Source organism: Tropicibacter oceani, assembly GCF_029958925.1.
GTDB lineage: Bacteria > Pseudomonadota > Alphaproteobacteria > Rhodobacterales > Rhodobacteraceae > Pacificoceanicola > Pacificoceanicola oceani.
On sequence record NZ_CP124616.1, the window covers coordinates 2,603,329 to 2,626,357 of the forward strand.

The window sequence follows — 23,029 nt, forward strand, 5'->3', positions numbered from 1 at the left end:
GCGAAGGTGACGCGAGGGCGGGTAACCGTCCGTGCTGCTATGGACACTCTTCGTCTGCGCAAAACGTGGGCAAAGGCAGAGGCGATCCAACTTCGCATTTTCGCAGGCATGACGAGTAACCGAGGAAACGGGCAGTGCCGCGCGCATTGTCGCCGATACTGCGAACCGGGTTTTCCCCGGGAAAGGACGAGGGTCGAAACATGGCTGATCTGTTTCTCAACTGGGGCGATTTGGGCCCCTATGGTACTAACCTGAATGACGGGGACACGGTTTCCGTGGACACGGGCGGTGTGGCGGTCAACGTCGCGTTTACTGCGCAGGACGCCTATGCAACGGCTTTCACCTTCAACGCGGACGGATATGTCGGCGCCGAAGATGACCTGAACCCGAACTCGTTCCTCAAGCTGTATGATGACGCGAACAACGATGGCGCCCCGGGCACCTCGACCGCGACGCTCACCTTTACGGCGCTGGACACGGACAACTTCACCGACCAGGTGCAGGCCGTGACCTTCCGGATCAACGACATCGACATGTCGACGCTGAACGGCGATCTGTCCGAGGCCAACCCGAACGGCTTTCAGGACATCGTGACGATCAACGCCTATGACGCCGAGGGCAACCTGGTGCCGGTCACCATGACCGCCGAAAGCGCCGTGTCCGTCACCGGCCAGACCGCCACGGGCACCACCGAAGGCACCTTTACCGATGCCACCGGGTCGATCCTTGTGACGATCGACCAGCCGGTGCAGCGGATTGAAATCGTTTATGAAAACGGCGACCTTGCGCAGCAGGGCGTGACCGTGTCCGACGTGCATTTCAGCACTGTCGACACCGGCGAGAACCTGCCGCCCGTGGCTGGTGATGACCTGGCGACCACGCCCGAGGACACCGCCATCATCATCGACGTCCTGACCAACGACAGCGACCCCGAAGACGGCACGCTGACCGTGACCGGCGCCAGCGTCGACATCGGGTCGGTTGTGGTGAACCCCGACAACACGCTGACCTATACGCCGCCCGCCGATTACAACGGCCCGGCAACGATCACCTACACCATCGAAGACCCCGAGGGGAACGCGGCCACCGGCGAGGTTGCCGTGACCGTCGAGCCGGTCAATGACGATCCGGTTGCCGTCGACGATGCCGACACCACGCCCGAGGGCGTTGCCGTCACCATCACCGATCCGTCGTCCAACGACACCGATGTGGACGGCGATCCGCTGACCACGGCCTCGGTCGGCACGCCGACCAACGGCACGGCGGTCCTGAACCCCGATGGCACCGTGACCTACACGCCCAACGCCGGCTTTGTCGGCGAGGACACGATCCCCTACACCGTCGATGACGGCAACGGCGGCACCGACACCGGTGAAATCGTGGTCACCGTGACCCCGGCGGGCAACACCGACCCCGATGCGGTCGACGACAGCGGCACCACTGCCGTGGACACTCCGGTGATCCTGACCGTTCTGGCCAACGACACCGATCCCGAGGGCGATACGCTCAGCACCGCTTCGGTCGGCACGCCGCTGAACGGCTCTGCCGTGCTGAACGCCGATGACACCGTGACCTATACGCCGGACACCGGGTTCACCGGGACCGACAGCTTTGAGTACACCATTTCGGACGGCAACGGCGGCACCGACACGGCGACCGTCACGGTCACCGTCACGGACGAGCCGAACACCGACCCCGACGCCGTCGATGACACGGGTGTGACCACAGTGGACACTCCGGTGATTCTGACCGTCCTGGCCAACGACACCGATCCCGAAAACGATCTGCTGACCACCACCGGCGCCACCGTGCCGGCCAATGGCTCTGTCGCGGTCAATCCCGACGGCACGATCACCTATACGCCGAACACCGGGTTCACCGGGACGGATACCTTTGACTATACGATCGATGACGGCAATGGCGGCACCGACACCGCAACCGTCACCGTGATCGTCGACGATGGCACCAACACGCCGCCCGTCGCCTTTGACGACAGCGAGACGACCGGCGTTGACACGCCGATCATCATCGACCCCAAGGCCAATGACGTCGATGCCGAGGACCCGACCGCGAACCTCAGCGTGGTTGCCATCGGGACGCCGACCAATGGTACGGCGGTTCTGAACGCCGATGGAACGGTGACCTATACGCCCAACGCCGGCTTTACCGGGACCGATACCTTTACCTACGAGCTGCGCGACACCGGCGGCCTGGGTGACCAGGGCACCGTCACCGTGACTGTCAGCGACGATCCCAACACCGACCCCGATGCGGTGGACGATGCCAGCACCACCACCGTCGGCACGCCCGTTTTGATCGACGTGCTGGGCAACGATACCGATCCGGACGGCGATCCGCTGACCACAAACGGCACCACCGATCCGGCCAATGGCTCGGTTGCCCTCAATCCTGATGGCACCGTGACCTATACGCCGGACACCGGGTTCACCGGGACCGATACCTTTGACTACACCATTTCGGACGGCAATGGCGGCACCGATACGGCGACCGTGACGGTCACCGTTGATCCGGCCGCAAACGAGGATCCGACCGCCGTCGATGACGAGGTCGAAACACCCGAAGACACGCCGATCACCCTGGATCCGACTGCAAACGACACCGATCCCAACGGCGATCCGGTGGTCTGCATCGCGGTCGGCACGCCGACCAACGGGACAGCCACGCTGAACCCCGATGGCACCGTGACCTACACGCCCAACCCGGACTTTGTCGGCGAGGACACGATCCCCTATACCATCGACGATGGTAACGGCGGCACCGACACCGGTGAAATCGTGGTCACCGTGACCCCGGAGAACGATGATCCGACCGCCGTGGACGACAGCGCCACGACGCCCGAGGACACGGCCATCGTGATCCCCGATCCGGCTGCCAACGACACCGATCCGGACGGCGATCCGCTGACCGTGACTTCGGTCGGCACGCCGACCAACGGGACAGCCACGCTGAACCCCGATGGCACCGTGACCTATACGCCCAACCCCGACTTTGTCGGCGAGGACACGATCCCCTACACCGTCGATGACGGCAACGGCGGCACCGACACCGGTGAAATCGTGGTCACCGTGACCCCCGAAGGCAACACCGATCCCGATGCGGTCGACGACAGCGGCACGACTGCCGTAGACACTCCGGTGATCCTGGATGTTCTGCGCAACGACACCGACCCGGAAAGCGATCCGCTGACCACCACCGGCGCCACCGAGCCGGCCAATGGCACGGTTGCTGTGAACGCCGACGGCACGATCACCTATACGCCGGACACCGGGTTCACCGGGACGGATACCTTTGACTATACGATCGATGACGGCAATGGCGGCACCGATACGGCGACCGTGACGGTCACCGTGACGGATGACCCGAACCAGGCCCCGACCGCCGTGGACGATATCGCCACGACGGAAGAGGACACCCCGGTCATCATCCCGAACCCGGCCGGCAACGACACCGATCCGGATGGCGATCCGCTGACCGTGACCTCGATCGGGACGCCGACCAATGGCACCGCCACGCTGAACCCCGATGGCACCGTGACCTATACGCCCGATCCGGACTATATCGGAACGGACACGATCCCCTATACCGTCGATGACGGCAATGGCGGCACCGACACTGGTGAAATCGTGGTCACCGTCACCCCCGAGGATCTGGGCCGCATCGACACGGACATCTTCCCGGTCGATCCGACGCTTCAGGATCAGGATCCCTTCAACGGCTTTGACGAGGACCCCGATCCCAGCGACGACCTGGACAGCATCGACGGCACCAGCAGCTCGGATGTGATCAGCACCGGCGACGATGACGACACGATCCGGGCCGGTGGCGGCAGCGATGTGGTCAACCCCGGCATCGACGATGACCTGGTCTACCTGGGCGCGGGCAACGACTATCTGTTCGACCCGCAGGGCGCCGACACCATCTATGGCGGCTCGGGCAACGACACGATCATCGCAGGGTCGAACACCTTCTCGAACTACGAAGGCGACGATCCCTTCTTCCCGACGCTGGGCTTCTCCTCGGATCCCAACACCGACGATGGCCGTGATTATGTCGAAGGCAACAATGGCGACGATTACATCGAAACCGGCGATGATGACGACACCATCGACGGCGGTCAGGGCAACGACACCATCGACGGTGGCATCGACGACGACTTGATCACCGGCAACATGGGCAATGACTCGCTGCTGGGTGGTCATGGTTCGGACACCATCGACGGTGGCCAGGACGACGACTATATCGACGGTTCGGCCCCGGCAGAGCTGGAACTGACCGACGATATCGACGTCAACACGGAAAACGACCGCGACAGCCTGATCGGCGCGCTTGGCAATGACACGATCCTTGGTGGTGACGATGATGACACTCTGCGCGGCGGTTCTGGCAATGACGTCCTTGATGGTGGCATCGACGATGACCTCATGTTTGGTGGCAACGACGACGACACGCTGATCGGCGGCCAGGGCAATGACACCCTGAACGGCGGATCGGGTGCGGACAGCATCTCGGGCGGTGCAGACCGTGACGTGATCATCGTCGACAGCGCGGCAGACGGCACCGACGACACCGTCGATGGCGGCGCGGAAGGGGATGACTTTGACGTCCTCGACCTGACCGGCGTGGGCGTGCGCGGTGAAGACTGGCGCATTGTCGATACCTCGCCGGACAGCAACGGCAACGGCATCGACGGCACCGTCGAGTTCCTGAACGGCGCGGGCGAAGTTACCGGCACCATGGACTTCTTCGAGATCGAAGAAGTGGTTCCCTGCTTTACCCCCGGCACGCTGATCGCAACCCCGCAGGGCGAGCGACTGGTCGAAGAGCTGCAGGTCGGCGATCGGGTCATCACCCGTGACAACGGCATCCAGGAAATCAAGTGGATCGGTCGCAAGGACCTGACCGGCCATGACCTGGCACGCAAGCCGCACTTCAAGCCGATCCTGATCCAGAAGGGCGCGCTGGGGAACAACCTTCCCGAGCACGACATGCTGGTGTCGCCGAACCACCGGATCCTGGTGGCCAACGACAAGACCGCGCTTTACTTTGAAGAGCGCGAAGTCCTGGTCGCGGCCAAGCATCTGGTCGGCCTTGAAGGGGTCGATGAGGTCGAAAGCCTGGGCGTTGCCTACATCCACGTGATGTTCGAGCAGCACGAGGTGATCCTGTCGAACGGTGCCTGGACCGAAAGCTTCCAGCCCGGCGACTACACGCTCAAGGGCATCGGCAATGCCCAGCGTCAGGAAATCTTTGAGCTCTTCCCCGAGCTGGAGCATGCCGAGGGCCTCAAGGCCTATGGCGCTGCCCGCCGCTCGTTGAAAAAGCACGAGGCACACCTGCTGACCAAGTGACCCTGCCGGGTCCGGAACGAGAATATGCAGCTCGTTCCGGTCCCTTGCCGGGGCCGGAACGCGTAACGAAAACGGGGCGGGGAAACCTGCCCCGTTTTTTATGACAATTCGATGAATTTATTCGGAAAATAAGCGCCTTAACATAACGACAGCATGCGGCTGCTATCAGGTGCAATGAACGGCCATTTGCTGACGGTAACCGGTGCTCGAATGACGGAAATCGCCCTGTCTGATCCCGCGCTTGCTGCGGTGCGCCTGCCTTTGGCGTGTCAGCCTGCCGCTGCGGTCGTCTCTGGACCTGTGGGCGTGCGCGATGGCTGATATCAACGGCACCTCTGGCAACGACTCCTTTGTGGGGACCGCTGGCAACGACACGATGCGGGGCTATGACGGATCGGACACGTTGTTGGGCGGCGCCGGGAACGACGCGATCTATGGCGACAGCCCGTCCCAGATCGACACGGTCGACGGTAATGACGTTCTGTATGGCGAGGCCGGGAATGACCGGTTGTTCGGCGGCGCTGGCGATGACACGCTTTATGGCGGGTCGGGGCTCTGTTGCACAAATCGGCTGAACGCCGAGTTTCCCCTTTCCCCGGGCGGACTTATCCTACGACTTCCGTGACGGGCATGCCGAGCGCGGTGTAGCCGTTCAGGACGGCAATGCGGACCTGGAGTTCCGCGACCTGGCGGTCGAAGTCCCGCGCCATGAGCCGCTGGCCCAGCAACTTCATACAATGCATTTTTGTCTCGACGCGGCTTCGGCGGTGGTATCCGCTCCATCGTCGCCAGAGTGCGCGGCCCAGGTATTTCGCCGCGCGCAAGGCCTCGTTTCGCGCCACGGCTCCGGCGGTGATCGTCTTCCAGGGCTTCGCGTTTTTGCGGGGCGGGATGACGGCATGGGCGCCGCGATCTGCAATCGCATCGTGGCATTTGCGCGTGTCGTAGGCGCCATCAGCCGTGACGCTACCGATTTCCTGGTCCTGCGGGATTTGGTCGAGAAGGTCGGGTAGGATCGGCGCATCACCGATGTGGCTCCCGGTGATTTCGACGGCCCGAACCTCCAGCGTTTCCTCATCAATCCCCAAGTGGATCTTGCGCCAGACGCGGCGTTTAGGGCCGCCATGCTTGCGGGCGTGCCACTCGCCTTCGCCCTCGACCTTGATCCCGGTGCTGTCTATCAACAGGTGCAACGGCCCCTTGGAGCCGCGGTATGGGATGTTGACGGCCAAGGTCTTCTGGCGGCGAGATAGCGTGCTGAAGTCGGGCACCGTCCAGTTCAGACCGACCAGCTGCAGCAGGCTCTCGACGAACCCGGTCGTCTGCCGGAGCGCCATGCCGAACAGCACTTTCATCGAGAGGCACGTCTGTATGGCGGCGTCGCTATAGCTCTGCTGGCGGCCACGCCTGCCTGTCGGCACGGCATCCCAGATCATCTCAGGGTCGAACCAGATCGTCAGCGAGCCCCGGCGCTTGAGCGCTTCATTGTAGGCTGGCCAGTTTCTGGTCTTGTAGGTCGGGGGTATGGGTCTGCTCATGCATCCCAGCTACCACGCTGGATTCACGAGATGAATCCCTCACGCGATTTGTGCAACAGAGCCGCGGGTCGGGCGATGATACGGTTTATGCCGCCCGCGGGTCCGGAAACGAGGTCATCTATGGCGGCACCGGCGACGACAGCTTTTACGTCGGCTCCTGGGGCGTCAACACCACGGCGGACGTGGTGTTTTCCGGGAATTATACCGCTACCATCGATTATGCGGCCACGGGCGAAACCATCCAGATTTTCGAGGTCGAGAATTTCGCCTATTCGGGCAACAACGACACCATCGACGCCTCTGCCACCACCCTCGGTCACAGTCACATCCTGTTCGGAGGCAACGATTACATTCAGGCCGGCAGCGGCGCCGACAGCATCGACGCCTGGAGCGGCAACAACACCGTCTTTGGCGGTGACGGCAACGACACGATCACCACCGGCAGTGACGTCGCCAACAACTATTTCGACGGGCAGGGCGGCAATGACACCATCAGCGGCAGCGCGGGCGCCGATACGCTGGTGGGCGGTCTTGGCAATGACACGCTGCAGGGCAAGCTGGGCGCCGATGTGCTTTCCGGCGGGGCTGGCAATGACGTCTTTGTCTACAGTGCCGGTGATGGCAATGACGCGATCACCGATTTCAACATCGGCAACACCGGCACCTTGAATGATGGTAATTCCGGCGACAACGATTTCATCAACCTGTCCGGCTTTTATGACAATATTTTCGAACTGCGCGCCGACCAGGCCGATGACGGCGTTCTGAACCAGTCCAACGACGGCGTCGGGGGCGTCGACTATTCGGACAACAACAGTTTTGGCACGGGCAGCCTGACCTTTACCAATGCCACGCCGGACGCGGCCTTTTTCACCGCCGAAAACACCGGTGTCGCCTGTTTCGCCGACAACGTGCGGATCAAAACCCAACGCGGCGAGGTGAAGGCGCGCGATATCGTCGTCGGGGATTGGATATTGACGCGGGACAATGGCTATCAGCAGGTGCGCTGGTGCGGTGCGTCGCGGCTGTCGCCCCGGCGGTTGGCCAAATCTCCAGCCCTGCGCCCGATCCGGATCGCCGCGGGCAGTCTGAGCGGGGGATTGCCGCTGTGCCCCTTGCGGGTGTCACCGCAGCACCGGGTCCTGATTTCGACCCCCGAAACGGCGCTGTTGTTCGGCGAACAAGAGGTGTTGGTTCCGGCGGTGCAACTTCTGGGCAAGCGGGGCATTCGGCAGGTGTCGGGCGATCGCGCGGTGACCTATGTGCATTTCATGTTCGATCAGCATGAACTGGTCTGCTCGTCCGGGATATGGACCGAGAGTTTCCAACCCGGAGAGGTTACGCTAGGCGCGCTTGACCAGGATCAGCGCGCCGAGATTTTCCATATATTCCCGCAGCTTGCGCAGCGGGAAGGGTTGGCGGCCTATGTCGCCGCGCGCCGGTCGCTGAAACGGCACGAGGCGGCCTTGCTCAGTCTGTTGTGATCTTGCTCAGACGTGGGTGTCGGCGCGCCAGCGCGCCCATGCCTCGGGCGTGTCCAGATCGGTCAGGGCGCGGGCCCCGTCCAGCGCGATCCGGGACAGCCGGTGCGCATTGGCCTTGACCACGTCGCGCGCGCCCTGGTCGCCGGTCAGCCGGATCAGGGCGGAAAAGCAATCAGCCGGGAACAGAACCGGGTGGCCGGGCGTGCCATCAAGGCTGGTCGCCTGTTGCAGCATTGGATGTGGAGTGGCCTCGAACCCATTGATAAGCTGGGACATATCCGCTGTCGTCAGCTCGGGCATGTCGCCCGGCAGGATCATCACCGCGCGCATGCCGCCCGGCAACAGGGAAACCCCGCGCCGCAGCGAGGCGGACATGCCTTCACTGGCGTCCGGCACGGCGATCACCTGCACCGGCAGCCCGGCCAGGGCCTCGGCGCGCGGATGGTCATGATCGGGCAGGGTGACGGCCACATGGCAGCCGGTGGCAAGCGCTTGCTCGGCCTGACGGCGCAGCAGCGGCAACCCGTCGACCTGTTCCAGCAGCTTGTCTTTCCCCCGCATCCGCGAGCTGGCACCCGCAGCGGGAATCAAAATGGCGATATCATGCATGGCGTGTGTATAGCAGACCCTACGTCACTTTGTCAGGGGGCGCTGTGTCAGCGCCGCCCGATTTTGTGTCAGCCCCGCATCCGCGCCCCATCAGGATCAAACAGTGGCTGGGTCAACATCTTGGCTTTGCGCCGTTTTCCAAGGATTTCGATCTCGGCCTCCAGCCCCGGTCGGGCCATGTCGCGCGGGACCAGGGCAAGGGCAATCGACTGCTGCGCATGGTGCGAATACCCGCCCGAGGTGCAAAAGCCCACCACCGCGCCATCAATCCAGACGGGTTCATAGGCCTGCACATCCGCGTCCTCGGCCTGCACCGCAAAGGCGACCGAAACACGGGCGGGCGGGCTTGCGCGCTCGGCCTCGGCGGCGGCGCGTCCGATGAACTGGGCGGGCTTTTTCCAGGCAATGAACCGATCCAGACCGGTTTCGGCGCTGGTATAATCGGGGCTGAATTCCGCCCCCCAAGAGCCAAAGAACTTGTCCAGCCGCAGGCTCATCATCGCGCGCATGCCAAAGGGTTTCATGCCGTGCGGCTGGCCCGCCTGCCACAGCGTCTGCCACAGCTGCCGCTGCGCCATCGGATCGCAGAAAATCTCGTAGCCCAGATCGCCGGTATAGCTGACGCGTTGCACAAGGCAGTTGGTCATGCCCACCGTCATCTTGCGGATATCCATGAAGTTCAGATCGACCGCATCCCTTGTGCAGGCGGCCAGAACGTCGCGCGCCTTGGGGCCCGCGATCTGAAAGCCGTTCAGTTTATCGCTGACATTTTCGATGGTTACGCCGCTTTCTTGATGTTGCAGGAACCAGCGCATGTGATAGGCCTGCGCGCCATAGCTGGCGGTCAGCTGAAAGGTCTGGTCATCCAGGCAGGACACGGTGAAATCCCCGATGATCCGCCCCGATGGCGCCAGCATCGGGTTCAGCGCCAGACGCCCCGGCGCGGGGATGCGGCCGGCCATGATCCGGTCCAGCCAATCACGGGCGTTCGGGCCAGTGACCCGGTATTTGCCAAAGTTGTGAACCTCATTGATTCCAACGGCTTGTCGGACGGCCTTGACCTCGCGCGCGGTGGCGTCAAAGGCGTTTGAGCGCCGGAAAGACGGGGTTTCATAGCGCGGCTCATCGCCCTCGGCGAAGTAGTTGACCACCTCAAGCCCGTATTGCGCACCCCAGACCGCGCCCATGCCGTCAAAAATGTCATACATCGGGGTCGTGCGGTTGGGCCGCGCGGCGGGCAGTTCTTCGTTCGGATAGCTGACGGAAAAGCGTTTTTGATAGTTCTCGATGACCTTGGGCAGGGTATAGCCCGGGCTGATCCAATCGCCAAAGCGCGCCACGTCCATCGCAGCGGTGTCACGTTCGCATTCGCCTTTGATCATCCATTGCGCCAGCATCAGCCCCACGCCGCCCCCCTGGCTGAACCCGGCCATGACGCCGCAGGCGCTCCAATAGCCGCGCAGGCCGGGGATCGGACCGACCAGCGGGTTGCCATCGGGGGCAAAGGTGAACGGCCCGTGGATCACCGATTTCACCCCGGCACGTTCCAGAACCGGAAAGCGTTTGTAAGCAAATTCAATGCTTTCCTCGATCTTGTCAAAGTCATCTGGCAGCAACTCGTGGCCGAAATTCCACGGCGTGCCGCCCACCGCCCAGGGCCGGCAGGGCTGTTCATAGAACCCGATGCACAGGCCGCGCCCCTCCTGCCGCAGATAGCTTTCGCCAGCCGGGTCCATGACATGGGGGTGCTCGCTGTCCCGCTCGTAGATCTCGGGCGTTTCGTCGGTGACGATATACTGGTGTTCCATCGGGTGCAGCGGCAGGTAGACACCGGCCATGGCCCCGACTTCGCGCGCCCAAAGCCCGCCTGCATTGACCACGTGTTCGGTATGGATCGTGCCCTTGTCGGTCACGACATTCCAAGTGCCATCAGGACGTTGCGTGGTTTCCTTCACGTGACAATGGGTGACGATTTCCGCACCGCCCATGCGCGCGGCCTTGGCATAGGCGTGGGTGGTTCCCGACGGATCAAGATGCCCGTCCAAAGGATCGTAAAGCGCGCCGATGATGCCATCGAGGTTCACGATCGGCGCCAGCTTGGCGATTTCCTCGGGGCCGACGATTTCGGTCTCAAGGCCCATGTAGCGGTGCTTGGCGCGTTCGGCCAACAGCATATCGAACCGTTCCTGGTTGTCGGCAAGCGTAATGCCACCAACATGATGCAGCCCGCAGCTCATCCCGGTGATTTCTTCGAGTTCTCGGTAAAGGCGAATGGTATAGCCCTGAAGCGCCGCCATGTTGGTGTCGCCGTTCAGCGTGTGGAACCCGCCCGCCGCGTGCCATGTGCTGCCCGAGGTCAGCTCGGACCGTTCCACCAGCATGACATCGGACCAGCCCAGTTTCGTCAGGTGATACAGGACCGAGGCGCCGACAACGCCGCCTCCGATCACGACAACACGGGTGGTGGTTTTCATGGCGCGTTCTCTCCAAAGGCAATTTACCGGCGGTCAGACCACCGCGTTTGCCGTCATTTGAAAAGAGAAACCGCCAAAGCACTTGGCCCGTGGCGACGCGATATGTCGGTAACAGGCGATTGTGCGCCATGGCGCTGGGGCAGGGTAAGGATCAGGATTTGCGGAGAGGTCTCATGCGCACCCATGCTCAGGCGGTCGTCATCGGTGGCGGCGTCATCGGATGTTCCATCCTGTACCACCTGACCAAGCTGGGCTGGTCCGATGTGGTCCTGTTGGAACGCAACGAATTGACCAGCGGCAGCACATGGCACGCAGCCGCCAACATCCACGGGTTGCACGACAGCACCAATATCAGCCGCCTTCAGCACTACACGATGACCCTGTACAAGGAGCTTGAGGCCGAGACCGGGCAGGGTTGCGGCGTGTTCCAGCCTGGGTCCCTGTACCTGGCGCAGACTGTTGAGCGGGAACACCAGCTGCGCCTGCAAGAGGCCAAGGCCCGGCTGTACAAGATGAATTTCCACGAGGTCAGCCGCGACGAGGCCGAGCGGCTGCATCCGCTGGTCAATTTCGACGGCATTCGCTGCATCATGTATGAACCCGACGGCGGCAATGTCGATCCCAGCGGCGTGACGGCGGCCTATGCCGCGGGCGCGCGGGCGCGCGGGGCGGAAATCCATCGCTTTACCCCCGTGACAGCGACCAAGCAGCAGCCCGATGGCACGTGGATCGTGCGCACCGACAAGGGAGACATCCACACGCCCTGGGTGGTGAATGCCGCCGGTTTGTGGGGGCGCGAGGTGGCGAAATTGGCGGGGCTGACCCTGCCGCTGCAACCGACCGAGCATCAGTACTTCGTGACCGAAACCATTGCCGAGGTCGCGGCGCTGGGGCGGCGGCTGCCGTCGGTCGCGGATCGCGATGGCGAATATTACCTGCGGCAGGAAGGTCAGGGCCTGTTGATCGGCGCCTATGAACGTGACGTGCGGCTTTGGGCCGAACAGGGCACGCCGCTGGATTTCGCCCATGATCTGTTTCCCGACGATCTGGACCGGATCGAAGACAACATGATGCGCGCCATCGACCGGGTGCCGGTGGTGGGCACTTCGGGTATCAAAAGGGTCATAAATGGGCCGATGATCTGGTCTCCGGATGCCAATGTGCTGATGGGGCCGGTGCCGGAACTGCGCGGATATTTCTGCTGCAACGGCATCATTCCGGGGTTCAGCCAGTCGGGCGGCATGGGGCTGATGGCGGCGCAATGGATCATCGAAGGCGAAATGCAGTACGACATGTTCGCCTGGGACGTGGCGCGATTTGGCGATTGGGCGGATGACAAATTCACCAAGGCGCGGGTCAAGGACCAGTATGCGCACCGCTTCAAGATCCACTTTCCCGGAGAGGAACGCGCGGCGGGCCGTCCGGCGCGTGTGCGCCCGGTGTATCCGCAGCAAAAGGACATGGGCGCGGTCTTTGGCCTGAATTTCGGCTGGGAACACCCGGCCTATTTCGACGCCGAGACGCCCGACAGCGCCGGGTTTACGCGCCAGCCCTGGTGGAACAGCGTCGGGCGCGAGGCGCGCAATCTGCGCGAAAACGCCGGGATCATCGACATTTCGAACTTTGCCAAATACCGCGTCACCGGGCCTGGGGCCGAGGATTGGCTGAACGCGCTTTTCGCCAACCGGATGCCGCGCGCGGTGGGCAAATCCTGCCTGACGCCGCTGATTTCCAAACGCGGCGGGATCGCCGGGGATTTTACCGTGACCCGGTTGGCGCAGGACGAATTCTGGGTCATCGGATCAGGCATGGCCGAGCGGTATCACCAGCGGTTTTTCAACGCCGTGCCGCTTCCCGAGGGGACCGAGGTTGCCTCGATGACCACGCAATATTGCGGCTTTAACGTCGCGGGGCCGCGTTCGCGCGAGATGTTGCAGCGGCTGACCAATGCATCGCTGGCGACGCCCGATTTCCCCTTTATGGCCAGTCAACGGATCGTGCTGGGCGGGGTCGAGGTGATCGCGCTGCGGGTATCGTTCACCGGCGATCTGGGCTGGGAATTGCACTGCAGGACCGAGGATCAGGCGCAGCTGTATGGCGCGTTGCTGGAGGCAGGGCAAGCGGTGGGCGCAGGCCCGGTGGGCAGCCGGGCCTTGATGAGCCTGCGGATCGAAAAGGGCTATGGATCGTGGAGCCGCGAATACAGCCCCGAATACTGGCCGCAAGAGGTGGGGCTGGACCGGCTGTGCAAGCTGGACAAGGATTTCCTGAACAAGGACAATCTGTTGGCGGTCAAAGATTACCCGCCACGCGAGAATTTGGTCATTCTTCACCTTGATGAAGAGGCGGTTAAGGCCTCAAACGCCGATGCCAGCGGAGGAGAGCCGATTTTCCATGAAGGTCAGGGGGTTGGCCGCGTCACTTCCGGTGGATACGGGTACAGTGTCGGCAAAAGCCTGGCGCTGGGGTATATCAAATCGGGCACGGCAAAACCCGGCGACGACGTCACCGTCATGGTCCTTGGCCGCCCGCACAAGGCGCGCATCCTGTCCGTGCCGCCCTTTGATCCCGAAGGCAAACGCCTGCGCGCCTGACAATGGGCGGCTCTTTGGTTGCGCCGAGCGGCAAACACGGTAAACTTGTTTTCCTGCTGTATGTTATGAGGCAAAGCAATGCTGGCCGATGTCCCCGAAGATCAGGCCGCGCGCCTGGCCGAATTGCACAGTTATGACATCCTCGACAGCGCGCCAGAGGCCGCGTTCGACGATGTCGTGGGGTTGGTGGCCAAGCTGCTGGATGTGCCGGTTGCGCTGGTCAGCCTGGTCGATGAAACCCGCCAGTGGTTCAAGGCCCGCATCGGGATGGAGCCGACGCAAACCCCGCTGGAACAATCCATCTGTTCGCATGCGATACTGGACGACGCGATGACCGAGATCGCCGATACGCTGGGCGATCCGCGCACCCTGGACAACCCTTTGTGCTGCGGTCCGCTGGCCGAGATGCGGTTTTACGCAGGCGCACCGCTGGTCACGCCGACGGGCCACAAGCTGGGTACGCTGTGCGTGCTGGACGACAAGCCCCGGCAGCTGACCGATACGCAGCGCGAGGTGCTGCGCGTCATGGCCGACCAGGTGATGCGCCAGCTGGACCTGCGCCGCGCGCTGGCCGCCGAAGCGGTGCTGCGCGATGAAATCGACCACCGGGTCAAGAATTCGCTGCAGACGGTGTCGTCTTTTCTGCGCATCTACCGGTCGCGGTCCGATCACGCGGAAACCCGCGAGATCCTCGAGGCGGTCAACCGCCGTGTGACGGCGGTGGCGGAATTGCACGCCGCGCTGTACCAATCGGGCCAACACGGCGAGGTGGCCCTGGACACATACCTGGGGCGCATGGTGGCCTTGCTGTCGCGGCAGGCCCCGGACGGGATCACGGTGACCAGCGCGCTGGCCCCGGCCATGGTCAGCCCGCAACGCGCCGCGGCGTTGGCATTGATCGTCAGCGAATTCGCCGCCAATGCGTTCAAGCACGCCTTTCCCGAAGGCGCGCAGGGGCATGTCGCGATTGCCGTGACGCAGCAAGACCATGACCTTGTCCTGAGTTGCGAGGACAACGGCACCGGCGGCGGCGCCCCGGCGGGCAACAGCACCGGCATCGGCATGCGCCTGATGGATGCGGCCGCCGACCAGTTGGGCGGCACGCTGCAGGCGGGGCCGGCGGTGGGCGGCTATCGGTTGCGGCTGGTGTTCCCGTTGGACCCGGCGCGCCGGGTCACAGGGGCCGCACCTTCAGGCGGGTGATGCGGTTGTTCTCGCGCTCCATGACTTCGAAGCGGAAGCCATGAAAGCTGAAAACCTGGCCGGCGGTGGGGATCATCTGCGCTTCGTGAATGACCAGGCCGGCGACGGTGTTGGCTTCGTCATCGGGCAGGGACCAGTCGGTGGCGCGGTTGAAATCGCGGATCGTCATCGACCCGTCCAGCCAATAGTTGCCATCCTCGGCGCGCTGGATGCTGTGGTCGGCCTGCGGGTCATGTTCGTCGGTGATCTCGCCGACGATTTCCTCGAGGATGTCCTCGAGCGTGATCAACCCTTCGAGCGATCCGTATTCGTCCACCACCAGCGCGAAATGCGTGCGGCGGCGCAGGAACTGGCGCATCTGGTCGTCCAGCGACGTGGTGTCGGGGATGAAATAGGGTTTCATCGCCACATCCGTCACCTTGAACCCCTTGAAGCGGTCCTCGGCGGCCGAGGCATCCTCGAACAGTTTGTACATCGCGCGCACAAGGTCCTTGGCGTGGATGACGCCGACGATGTTTTCGGGATCGCCGCGATAGACGGGCAGGCGGGTGTGGCTGCTTTCAAGGCATTGCTGCAGGATTTCCTGCGGTTCTGCATCGGCGCTGATCATCTCGATGGCCGAGCGGTGCAGCATGATTTCCTCGACGGTGCGTTCGCTCAGGTCCAGGGCGCCCAGGATGCGGTCGCGGTCCTCTTTTTGCACCACACCTTCGGAGTGGCCCAGTTGCAGGGCTCCGGCGATTTCCTCGCGCACGGCAAGGATATGGCTGTCAGGGTCCGTTTGCACGCCGAACAGCCGCAGCACCCCGCGCACCAGCATGCGCACGGCCGACACCATCGGCGAAAACAGCCGCACGATCACCTCGATGGGCGCGGCGACACGGGCGGCGGCGGTTTCGGGGTTGGTGATGGCATAGGTCTTGGGCAGCACCTCGGCAAAGATCAGCACCAGCAGGGTCATCACCAGCGTCGCGATGGCCACGCCGCTTTCGCCAAAGGCGCGGGTGAACAGCGCCGTCGCCAACGAGGTGGCAAGGATGTTCACAAGGTTGTTGCCCAAAAGGACCGAACCGATCAGGCGTTCGTTGTCCTCGGTGATCTTCAGGGCCTTTTCCGCCCCGCGCGAACCCTTGTCGGCCCCGGCCCGCAGTTTGCCGCGCGATGCGGCCGTCAGGGCGGTTTCCGACCCCGAGAAAAAGGCCGACATCGTCAGCAGCGCCAGGATTGACGCGGATGTGATCCAGAAGGCGGCGTCCAGCACGCTGGTCTCGGGTTCCATAGTTCGGGCTTTCCTATAATGCTTGGATGGTTATGGGGGCGCAGCGCGCCACGTTCAAGAGGAGCCGTGATGTTCGTCAGGACCATGCAAGAGATCGGCACAGTGCCGCCCGGACCGCTTTTGGTCTTTGGTGGGCCATATTCCAACCTTCAGGCGACGCGCGCGATCCGGCAGACCGCCAAGCGGCTGGGCATTGCGCCCGAACGCTGCATCTGTACCGGCGATATCGTCGGCTATTGCGCCGATCCCATGGATACGATCGCCGAGATCCGCGACTGGGGCTGCCATGTGATTGCGGGCAATGTCGAACGGCAACTGGCCGAAGGCGCGCTGGATTGCGGCTGCGGCTTTGACGCGGGCACCACCTGCGACAGGCTGGCGGCGGGCTGGTACACCCATGCCAATGCTCATGTCGATCGGGCGGCGCGCGACTGGATGGCGGGTCTGCCCGATGTGCTGCGGCTGTCGACGGAATGGGGCGATCTATATGTCGTGCATGGCGGCACCACCCATGTGAACCGCTTTGTCTGGCCCACCGCCACAGACGGGGCGTTGCTGGGCGAAATTGGCGAATTTCAGCAGGGGCTGGCCGGTGGCAATACCGATCCGGCCGCAATCCTGGCCGGGCACAGCGGCATCGCCTTTCGCCGCGATCTGGCGGGCACCGCCTGGATCAATGCCGGAGTGATCGGCCTGCCGCCCAATGACGGCGCCCCGGCGACGCGCTATTGCATCCTGTATCCCGATGGTCGGTCCGAAATTGGCCGACTGGACTATGATTTCGAAGCCGCCGCATCGGCGATGGAGGCCGCCGGGCTGACCCAGGGCTATCACCGCGCGTTGCGCAGCGGCTGGTGGCCGTCCGAGGACATCCTGCCGCCCGATCTGCGCCGGCAAGCTCAGTCCTTGGCCAGCGGGTGATGGTCCAGAACCAATTCCTTGAGCCGTTCTTCAAGGACGTGGGTGTAAATCTCGGTCGTGGCCACATCGGCATGGCCCAGCAAGGTCTGGATCGCCCGCAGGTCGGCGCCATTGGCCAAAAGATGCGTGGCAAAGGCATGGCGCAGGGTGTGCGGCGTCACCTTGTCCGGTGATACGCCGCCTTCGACGGCAAAATCCTTGATCAGCATGTAAAAGGCGTGGCGCGTCAGGTGCCCGGCCTTGCCGCGCGACGGGAACAGAAAGGCCGAGACGGGTTTGCCCTGCGCGCGCGCCGCCGCGTCCTGATCGTCGCGCGTGGCCAGCCATAGGGCCAGCGCCTCGCGGGCGGGGGGCGACAGCGGCACCATGCGTTCCTTGCCGCCCTTGCCGCGGATCAACAACATGCGCGGATCGCCCCGCGCCGCCACCAGCGGCAGCGACACCAGTTCGGTCACGCGCATCCCGGTGGCATAAAGCAGCTGCATCAGGCAGGCGTTGCGCTGCTGGTCGGCGGGCGTGCGGCCATGCCGTGTGGCGGCCTGCAACAGGCGGTCCACCTCTTCGATGCTCAGGGTCTTGGGCAGGCGCTTGTCGCGGCCGGGGCCGGCGATCTGAACCGCCGGATTGTCCGCGCGCATGCCTTCCTCGAAGGCAAAGCGGTACAGCTGCTTGATCGCCGACAGACGCCGCGCGCGGGTGGCACGGGACAGGCCCTGAGTATCGCAATGCACCAGGTAGGATTCCACGTCGGCCTTTTGCGCATCGGTGAAATCCAGCCCCTGGTCGCCCAGCCAATCCTGGACATGCACAAGATCGCGTTCATAGGCCGCCAGGGTGTTGGCGGCGGCGCCGCGTTCGGCGGCCATCGCCTCGAGGAAATTGGCAATCCAGAAGCGCGCGCTCATCGTCTTGCGCGCTCGGCGTCCAGCAGCATGATCTGCAGGGCGGCGCGGCGCGCGATGTTTTCCAGCCCCACGGCACGAAAGGTCGCCAGCGCATCGGTCAGATCGGCCGAGTTTCCCTCGGCCCCCGAGGCGAACATCGCCACGGCGCGCAGGATCACTTCGCCCAGGCGGCCCTGTTGCAGCTGTTCGGTCAGCACCTCGGGCACCGGCGCGCCGGCAAAGCCCGCGGCCACGGCGGCGGCATGGGGCAGATCGACCGCCTCGGCGGGCGGTGGCAACTGGCCGCGCGCGATGGCCGTCAGGAACCGGGTTTCGACCCCTTCGTCGCCCAAAGCAAGACTGAGATCCTCGTAGCCCGGTGACAGGAACCCGGCCCGCGCCGCCATGCGCGTGGCCCGCCCCGACAAAGGCAGGCGCGCCAGCCGGTCGGCGAACAGCTCGGAAAAGGGCACCAAAAGCCCGGCGCTGGCCATCTGCGACCAGACCCGGGGCAGGGCAAGGCTGACGGCGTCGGGTGCGCCGCGCGACAGCGTCGCCTCAAAGCGTTGCAGCGCCTCGACCCGGTCCCAGACCCCGCCCGAGGCCGCCGGTTCGCGCAAGGTATAAAGCCCCAACAAACGGTTGGCCGGAACCGCTCCGACCCGCGCCAGCCGTTCGGCGGCCTCGATCTGGGCGCGCCAGCCATTGTCGCCGCCCAGGTCCAGCACCGAATAGGCCAGCGGCAACGGCGCGGTGGGCAGCGGTTCGCCCAGCGCCTCGAACAGGCGGAATTCCAGCGCGGTGGGGCGCACCGGCGGGATCAGCGGCGGGCGTTCCTCGGCGATTTCGTTGTCCAGAAACCGTTCCAGCAGGTCGACCTGGCGCGGCGCCAGATCGCCCAGCGTGGCGGCGGTGGTCAGCAGCAGGCTGGCCCTTTGCCAATCGCCCTCGCGCGCGGTGCAGAAAATCCGCATGGACAGATCGTCGCTCAGGCCCGGGCGGGTGCGCAGCGCGGCGCAGGGCGCTGCCGCCTGTCCCAGCAACAGGTTCAGATCGGCCCAGCGCGCAAACAGCTGCGGGTCGTCGTGTCCGGCGATGTCGATCAGCGCCAGCGCCTCTTCGACGGCGCCCAGCGCGATCAGCCAATCCAGCCGCGCGCCCAGGTGGGCAATGCCATCGGCGCCCGGCGCGGGGGGATCGGCCTCGGCCAGCATCAAGGTGTGCAACAGGTCGCGCAGCGCCGGAACCGTCGGCTTGGCGGCGCGGATCAGGCTGCGCAGCCGTTCCGGATCGGACCCCAGCCACAGCGTCGCGGGCAGGCCCGTCGTCTTGGGCGACAAAAGCCCCGCGCCGCCCAGCCCGGGCAGGCCCAGAGGCATGGCCTCGACCCGCGGGGCGGTGGCGCTGTCGGCGACAGGCTCGCTCTGGGCGCTGGCCGCCGCGCCATATCCCGCAATCACACCGGCCCAAAGCGCGCAGCGCAGGCCGCAGATCAGGCGGGAAAGGGGGGCGTTATCGGGCATCAAGGTCGACGGGCAGGCGAATCTCTGTCTGGGGCGGGCTGAAGTCCGCACCAAAGAATGGCCCCACATAGGCATAGCCCACAAGGCCGATGGCCCCTAGAACCAGCAGATAGAACAAGTATTTCAATATGCGCCCCATGCGCGCGTCTCCCTGCCTCGGTGATTTTTTCGGTTTATACCTAGCCTTTTTGTCTCGTTCACGTCATTCACGCAACGAAGAAACGAATGGGCGTAAGATGGCCGATGCAAAGCGGACCAATCGATTGATCCTGCACAAGACCGTGGTGATGGTCGGCATGATGGGCGCGGGCAAGACGGCGGTGGGCCGGGCCCTGGCCAACAGGTTGGCCGTGCCGTTCCGCGATTCGGACCACGAGATCGAGCAGGCCGCCAACATGACCATCGCCGAGATTTTCGAGCGCGATGGCGAACCTTTCTTTCGCCGCAAGGAAAGCCAGGTGATCGACCGGCTTCTGGATGGCACGCCTTGCGTTCTGTCCACCGGCGGCGGGGCCTTCATGTCCGCCGACAACCGCCAGGGCATTTCGCAAAAGGGCGTCTCGGTCTGGCTGGATGCCGATCTCGAGGTGCTGTGGAACCGGGTGCGCCACAAGGACACCCGCCCGCTGCTGCGCTCGGCCGATCCCAAGGGGACGCTGGCCGCGCTTTACGAAAAACGCGTGCCGCTGTACCGGCTGGCCGATATCACCGTGACCTCGCGCGCCGATCGTACGCTGGACGAAATGGCCCGGCTGGTCTGCGACACGCTGCTGGAAACCCGCCCCGATGTGCTGGAGGCTCTTGAATGACCGAAATCGTCCATGTCCCGCTGGAAGGGCGCGAATACCAGGTGCGGATCGGGCAGGGGCTGCTGGCCCGCGCCGGCGCTGAAATCGCGCCGCTGCTGCACCGCCCGCGCGTCGCCATCGTCAGCGATGAAAACGTCGCTGCCCTGCACCTGGGCAGTCTGCTCGAAGGGCTGCAGGCGGCCGGGATCAGCGCCGTGTCCCTGACCCTGCCCGCCGGAGAGGCGACGAAAAGCTGGCCGCATTTCACCCGCACCGTCGAATGGCTGCTGGAAAACAAGGTCGAACGCCGCGACATCGTCATCGCCCTTGGCGGCGGCGTTATCGGCGATCTGGTAGGCTTTGCCGCCGCCGTGCTACGCCGGGGCGTGCGTTTCGTGCAGATCCCGACCTCGCTGCTGGCGCAGGTCGACAGCTCGGTCGGCGGCAAGACCGGGATCAACGCGCCGCAGGGCAAGAACCTGATCGGCGCCTTCCACCAGCCTGCGCTGGTGCTGGCCGATATCGACGTTCTGGGCACGTTGACCCCGCGCGATTTCCTGGCCGGCTACGGCGAGGTCGTCAAATACGGCCTGCTCGGCGATGCCGACTTCTTTCACTGGCTCGAAGAAAACGCCCCCAGGGCCGCCGCCGGCGATGCCGCGGCGCGCAGCTATGCGGTGAAACGCTCGGTCCAGATGAAGGCCGACATCGTCCTGCGCGACGAAACCGAACAGGGCGACCGCGCGCTTTTGAACCTTGGCCACACCTTCTGCCACGCGCTCGAGGCGGCGACCGGCTTTTCCGACCGGCTGCTGCACGGCGAAGGCGTCGCCATCGGTTGCGCCCTGGCCTTCGAACTCTCTGCCCGCCTTGGCCTGTGCCCGCAAGAGGACCCAAGCCGCCTGCGCGAACACCTTGCAAAGATGGGCATGAAGCGCGATCTGCGCGACATTCCCGGCGATCTGCCCGGGGCCGAGGCGCTTCTCGACCTGATGGGCCAGGACAAGAAAGTGATCGACGGCAACCTGCGCTTTATCCTGGCGCGCGGCATCGGCGACAGCTTCATCACCTCGGACGTGCCTGCCGACAAGGTCCTTGGCCTGCTGCGCGAACAACTCGAAGACCGGTAAACCAGACCCCGGCTCTTCCAATTGCCGCAAATATCCCGGGGTTTGGGGCAGAGCCCCAATCCGGCCTTACCGCCGGGCGCGCAGCACCATCAGTTCCCCGACGTTTTCGCGCGTCAGATAGCCCAGCATCCGGCCTGCGCGGTCAGTGGCGGCCACGGCAGGCGCGGTGGCAAGCGCGTCTAGCGCCTCGGACAGCGGCGCCGCCAGGGGCAGGGTGGGGATCTGGGTGGTCATCGCCTCGGCGACCGGATGGGTGTTCAGCCCTTCGGCCATGGCCTGAAACAGCGCCCCGCGCGTCAAAAAGCCGATCATGCGCCGCTCTTCGTCCAGCACCGGGAATTCGTGCTGCGTCGTGCGGATCAGGGTCTGCGCGGCCACATGCATCGGGTCCGTCGGCGACAGGGATTCGAAACTGGTGATCACCGCGTCGCGCAGGAACAGCCCCTTGGCGATATCGCGGCTGGCAACATCGCTGGCCTCGGCCTGGGCCGCCAGAAAGACGAAACCGGCGATCAGCACCAGGATCAGGTTCCCCGAGCTCAACCCCCAAAAGGCAAAGAGAAAGGCCACCAGCTGACCGGCACTGGCGGCGATCCGCGTCGCCTTGACCCGGTCCATGCGCAACGACAGCAGCGCCCGCAACACCCGCCCGCCATCCATCGGAAAGGCCGGGATCAGGTTGAAGATCGCCAGGAACAGGTTCACCGCCGCCAGCCTGCCCAGAAAGGCCGAGGCGGTGGCAGGATCGGCCAGCGCCTCCATGTCGGTCGAGGCACCAAATCCGATCAGCACCGCCCAGATCACCACGTTGACCGCAGGCCCGGCCAGCGCCACCAGCACCTCTTGCCCCGGTTGTTCGGGCATGCGTTCCAGCCGCGCCATGCCGCCGATCGGCAGCAGCGTGATATCGGGGGTCTTGATGCCATAGCGCCGCGCCATCAGCGCATGACCATATTCATGCGCCACCACGCAGGCGAACAGCGCCAGGATGAACAGGGTATTGCTCAGTGCCGCCGTGACCCCGCCCTCGGAATAGGCCGAGGCCGCGACAAAGGCCAGCAGCAGGAAAAAGGTCGCATGGACCCGCAGCTCGGATCCCAGAAGGCGGCCCAGGGGGAATGACCAGGACATTGCGACAGCTCCTATTCTTGCCGGTTTGATCTACAGATAGGGATCAAGGCATCGCCGTGCCACGACCCATATCAAGCCCGGCCAATAAAAAACGGCGCAGAG

At 64.3% G+C, this 23,029-nt stretch carries 16 protein-coding genes; 8 read left to right on the forward strand and 8 right to left on the reverse strand.

The features are described from left to right. The first annotated feature begins 200 nt into the window (after positions 1-200). Positions 201-5,369: an Ig-like domain-containing protein gene (locus QF118_RS12605; RefSeq protein WP_282299406.1), complete on the forward strand. Its 5,169-nt coding sequence runs from the start codon at positions 201-203 to the stop codon at positions 5,367-5,369. A 313-nt stretch (positions 5,370-5,682) separates the two neighbouring features. Beyond that, the gene (locus QF118_RS12610; protein WP_282299407.1) at positions 5,683-5,994 is read left to right on the forward strand and encodes a calcium-binding protein; all 312 of its coding nucleotides are present in this window, start codon (positions 5,683-5,685) and stop codon (positions 5,992-5,994) included. On the opposite strand, the gene QF118_RS12615 is transcribed toward QF118_RS12610, so the two are convergent. Continuing rightward, the gene (locus QF118_RS12615; RefSeq protein ID WP_282299042.1) at positions 5,975-6,907 is read right to left on the reverse strand and encodes an IS5 family transposase; all 933 of its coding nucleotides are present in this window, start codon (positions 6,905-6,907) and stop codon (positions 5,975-5,977) included. The two genes, QF118_RS12610 and QF118_RS12615, sit on opposite strands and share 20 nt — an antisense overlap. Before the next feature lie 50 nt (positions 6,908-6,957). Here QF118_RS12615 and QF118_RS12620 point away from each other — a divergent pair, with 50 nt between their 5' ends. Beyond that, positions 6,958-8,391, forward strand: a complete 1,434-nt coding sequence (locus QF118_RS12620; RefSeq protein WP_282299408.1) for a Hint domain-containing protein — start codon at positions 6,958-6,960, stop codon at positions 8,389-8,391. Positions 8,392-8,397: 6 nt separating this feature from the next. Here QF118_RS12620 and QF118_RS12625 read toward each other — a convergent pair whose 3' ends face one another. Next, the gene (locus tag QF118_RS12625; RefSeq protein WP_282299409.1) at positions 8,398-9,000 is read right to left on the reverse strand and encodes a nucleotidyltransferase family protein; all 603 of its coding nucleotides are present in this window, start codon (positions 8,998-9,000) and stop codon (positions 8,398-8,400) included. A gap of 68 nt (positions 9,001-9,068) precedes the next feature. Then, the gene (locus QF118_RS12630; RefSeq protein WP_282299410.1) at positions 9,069-11,474 is read right to left on the reverse strand and encodes a GcvT family protein; all 2,406 of its coding nucleotides are present in this window, start codon (positions 11,472-11,474) and stop codon (positions 9,069-9,071) included. Between the two features lie 173 nt (positions 11,475-11,647). On the opposite strand from QF118_RS12630, the gene QF118_RS12635 reads away from it, so the two are divergent. Further along, positions 11,648-14,068, forward strand: coding sequence for a GcvT family protein (locus tag QF118_RS12635; protein WP_282299411.1), 2,421 nt, complete (start codon positions 11,648-11,650; stop codon positions 14,066-14,068). 78 nt (positions 14,069-14,146) lie between these two features. Next, positions 14,147-15,271 carry a histidine kinase dimerization/phosphoacceptor domain -containing protein gene (locus tag QF118_RS12640; protein WP_282299412.1) on the forward strand — a complete coding sequence of 375 codons (1,125 nt, stop codon included), beginning with the start codon at positions 14,147-14,149 and terminating at the stop codon, positions 15,269-15,271. On the opposite strand, the gene QF118_RS12645 is transcribed toward QF118_RS12640, so the two are convergent. Beyond that, positions 15,243-16,550: an HlyC/CorC family transporter gene (locus tag QF118_RS12645; protein ID WP_282299413.1), complete on the reverse strand. Its 1,308-nt coding sequence runs from the start codon at positions 16,548-16,550 to the stop codon at positions 15,243-15,245. The two genes, QF118_RS12640 and QF118_RS12645, sit on opposite strands and share 29 nt — an antisense overlap. Before the next feature lie 69 nt (positions 16,551-16,619). Between QF118_RS12645 and QF118_RS12650 the strand changes: the two genes are divergently transcribed. Continuing rightward, positions 16,620-17,471 (forward strand): metallophosphoesterase family protein, encoded by an 852-nt coding sequence (locus tag QF118_RS12650; protein WP_282299414.1) that lies wholly within the window; start codon positions 16,620-16,622, stop codon positions 17,469-17,471. On the opposite strand, the gene QF118_RS12655 is transcribed toward QF118_RS12650, so the two are convergent. Genes QF118_RS12655 through QF118_RS12665 form a run of 3 tightly spaced genes read right to left on the reverse strand, consistent with a single transcriptional unit; the run spans position 17,450 to position 20,017 of the window. Continuing rightward, positions 17,450-18,376 (reverse strand): site-specific tyrosine recombinase XerD, encoded by a 927-nt coding sequence (locus QF118_RS12655; RefSeq protein ID WP_282299415.1) that lies wholly within the window; start codon positions 18,374-18,376, stop codon positions 17,450-17,452. The two genes, QF118_RS12650 and QF118_RS12655, sit on opposite strands and share 22 nt — an antisense overlap. Then, a complete protein-coding gene (locus tag QF118_RS12660; protein ID WP_282299416.1) occupies positions 18,373-19,878 on the reverse strand; it encodes a hypothetical protein in 1,506 nt (501 codons plus the stop codon). Before QF118_RS12660 ends, QF118_RS12655 begins: the two co-directional genes overlap by 4 nt. Beyond that, on the reverse strand, positions 19,868-20,017 hold the full coding sequence (locus QF118_RS12665; protein WP_282299417.1) for a hypothetical protein: 150 nt from the start codon (positions 20,015-20,017) through the stop codon (positions 19,868-19,870). The genes QF118_RS12660 and QF118_RS12665 overlap by 11 nt, the downstream gene beginning before the upstream one ends. 97 nt (positions 20,018-20,114) lie before the next feature. Here QF118_RS12665 and QF118_RS12670 point away from each other — a divergent pair, with 97 nt between their 5' ends. Both QF118_RS12670 and aroB read left to right on the forward strand, forming a co-directional pair. Then, positions 20,115-20,687: a shikimate kinase gene (locus tag QF118_RS12670; protein WP_282299418.1), complete on the forward strand. Its 573-nt coding sequence runs from the start codon at positions 20,115-20,117 to the stop codon at positions 20,685-20,687. After that, positions 20,684-21,796 (forward strand): 3-dehydroquinate synthase, encoded by a 1,113-nt coding sequence (gene aroB, locus QF118_RS12675; RefSeq protein WP_282299419.1) that lies wholly within the window; start codon positions 20,684-20,686, stop codon positions 21,794-21,796. The genes QF118_RS12670 and aroB overlap by 4 nt, the downstream gene beginning before the upstream one ends. Positions 21,797-21,862: 66 nt before the next feature. Here aroB and QF118_RS12680 read toward each other — a convergent pair whose 3' ends face one another. Then, on the reverse strand, positions 21,863-22,927 hold the full coding sequence (locus QF118_RS12680) for a site-2 protease family protein (RefSeq protein WP_282299420.1): 1,065 nt from the start codon (positions 22,925-22,927) through the stop codon (positions 21,863-21,865). Positions 22,928-23,029: the final 102 nt, after the last annotated feature.

Bases quoted from the DNA above. Each gene is read 5' to 3' on its own strand.
- QF118_RS12605 (WP_282299406.1), top strand. From the start codon at position 201: ATGGCTGATCTGTTTCTCAACTGGGGCGATTTGGGCCCCTATGGTACT.
- QF118_RS12610 (WP_282299407.1), top strand. From the start codon at position 5,683: ATGGCTGATATCAACGGCACCTCTGGCAACGACTCCTTTGTGGGGACC.
- QF118_RS12615 (WP_282299042.1), bottom strand. From the start codon at position 6,907: ATGAGCAGACCCATACCCCCGACCTACAAGACCAGAAACTGGCCAGCC.
- QF118_RS12625 (WP_282299409.1), bottom strand. From the start codon at position 9,000: ATGCATGATATCGCCATTTTGATTCCCGCTGCGGGTGCCAGCTCGCGG.
- QF118_RS12630 (WP_282299410.1), bottom strand. From the start codon at position 11,474: ATGAAAACCACCACCCGTGTTGTCGTGATCGGAGGCGGCGTTGTCGGC.
- QF118_RS12635 (WP_282299411.1), top strand. From the start codon at position 11,648: ATGCGCACCCATGCTCAGGCGGTCGTCATCGGTGGCGGCGTCATCGGA.
- QF118_RS12640 (WP_282299412.1), top strand. From the start codon at position 14,147: ATGCTGGCCGATGTCCCCGAAGATCAGGCCGCGCGCCTGGCCGAATTG.
- QF118_RS12645 (WP_282299413.1), bottom strand. From the start codon at position 16,550: ATGGAACCCGAGACCAGCGTGCTGGACGCCGCCTTCTGGATCACATCC.
- QF118_RS12650 (WP_282299414.1), top strand. From the start codon at position 16,620: ATGTTCGTCAGGACCATGCAAGAGATCGGCACAGTGCCGCCCGGACCG.
- QF118_RS12655 (WP_282299415.1), bottom strand. From the start codon at position 18,376: ATGAGCGCGCGCTTCTGGATTGCCAATTTCCTCGAGGCGATGGCCGCC.
- QF118_RS12660 (WP_282299416.1), bottom strand. From the start codon at position 19,878: ATGCCCGATAACGCCCCCCTTTCCCGCCTGATCTGCGGCCTGCGCTGC.
- QF118_RS12665 (WP_282299417.1), bottom strand. From the start codon at position 20,017: ATGGGGCGCATATTGAAATACTTGTTCTATCTGCTGGTTCTAGGGGCC.
- QF118_RS12670 (WP_282299418.1), top strand. From the start codon at position 20,115: ATGGCCGATGCAAAGCGGACCAATCGATTGATCCTGCACAAGACCGTG.
- aroB (WP_282299419.1), top strand. From the start codon at position 20,684: ATGACCGAAATCGTCCATGTCCCGCTGGAAGGGCGCGAATACCAGGTG.
- QF118_RS12680 (WP_282299420.1), bottom strand. From the start codon at position 22,927: ATGTCCTGGTCATTCCCCCTGGGCCGCCTTCTGGGATCCGAGCTGCGG.